This is a genomic window from Nguyenibacter vanlangensis, from assembly GCF_013376155.1.
Classification (GTDB): Bacteria; Pseudomonadota; Alphaproteobacteria; order Acetobacterales; family Acetobacteraceae; genus Gluconacetobacter; species Gluconacetobacter vanlangensis.
Genome location: NZ_JABXXP010000716.1, coordinates 1 through 1390, shown reverse-complemented (window position 1 = coordinate 1390; position 1390 = coordinate 1). Strand labels below are relative to the sequence as shown.

Genomic DNA, 1390 nt, shown 5'->3' with positions numbered 1-1390 from the left:
GACGCGGTCTATGGCGCGCTGCCCGGCTTCGACGAGAGCATGAGCGACGACGACACCAACGTCTCGGCCTGGCGTTTCGCCGCCCTGCCCGGGCTGCTGGTCACGACGCGGCGCCATCCGGTGCCGGCGCTGGGCGCGGCCTATCGCTGGCTGCAGCATGACGACACGCCGCGCAACCCGGCCGAAGTCGTCGATTTCACGCTGCTGGAATTCGCCGACAGCGTGCGGCGCACGCTGGCCATGCTGGACGACCAGCTTGACCGGGCCGAGGATCTTCTGCTCACACTCGACCAGCATACCGATTTCGGCCGCATCAGCGGCCTGATCGGCAAGGTGCGGCGCCGGTCGACCGAACTGCGCCGGGTCACGACGCCAGTCGACCGTATCTTCCACAGCGAGGACCTGGAGTTGCCTGAATGGGCCGAGGACGATATCCGCGACCGCTCGCAGCGCCAGATCCATGCGGCGCTGGACGACCTGATGGCGCTGCAGGACCGCGCCCGCGCGCTGCAGGATGAGCTGGCGTCGGGCCAGGCCGAGGAGACCAACCGGCGCCTCTATACCGTGTCGATCGTGACCACGCTGATGCTGCCGGCGACGTTCGTCACCGGGTTCTTCGGCATGAATACCGGCGGGATGTTCCTGGCCTCGGGCGCGTTCGGCACGGTCGAGGCCGGCTTTGTATGCGCGCTGTTCATGGGCATTACGTGGCTGCTCCTCAAATTCGCCAAACTGCTCTGATCCAAATCTGCTCTGAAAATATCTGTTCGGATCCGTCCGGCGATGCCGGGAACCGCGAAGGGATCATCACCGTCATGGACGTTCAGACCGACACCCACCCGTCCCCCCACGAGCCGGCGACCCAGGACGCGTTCCCGGTCGCGGCGAAGTCGCTGCTGTCCGAACGGCGGCTGCATACGCTCAAGCAGGGAGACATGTTCGGCGTCTTCGACCAGACGGGCGATATCCTGTTCGGCGACGGGATCGCGGACGGGCTGTATTTCCACGATACGCGCTATCTGTCCGGGCTGTCGCTGAGCCTGCAGGGCACGCGGCCGATCCTGCTGTCCTCGACGGTGCGCGAAAACAACGTCATGCTGTCGGTCGACCTGACCAATACCGATATCGAAGGCCCGGAGGGGACCGATACCCCGGCGATGAACCACGACCTGCTGCATGTGCGGCGGTCGCGCTTTCTGTGGAACCGCGTCTGCTACGAGCGTCTGGAGATCCGCAATTTCGACGTCGTGCCGCGCACCGCGCTGCTGGATATCCGTTTTTCGGCCGATTTCGCCGATCTGTTCGAGGCGCGCGGCTCGACCCGCGCGCGGCGCGGCACCCGCCTGCCGCCCCAGGTCGGCGAGAGCGAGGTCAGCCTGGCCTATGACGG

At 66.3% G+C, this 1390-nt stretch carries 2 protein-coding genes; both read left to right on the top strand.

Features of this window, described 5'->3' with window-relative positions; genetic code table 11:
- Positions 1-741: CorA family divalent cation transporter (locus HUK84_RS18345; protein WP_176641516.1), on the top strand; the 741-nt coding region annotated here is incomplete at its 5' end.
- Between the two features lie 74 nt (positions 742-815).
- The coding region (locus HUK84_RS18340; protein ID WP_281362858.1) for a glycogen debranching N-terminal domain-containing protein at positions 816-1390 on the top strand (575 nt) is incomplete at its 3' end.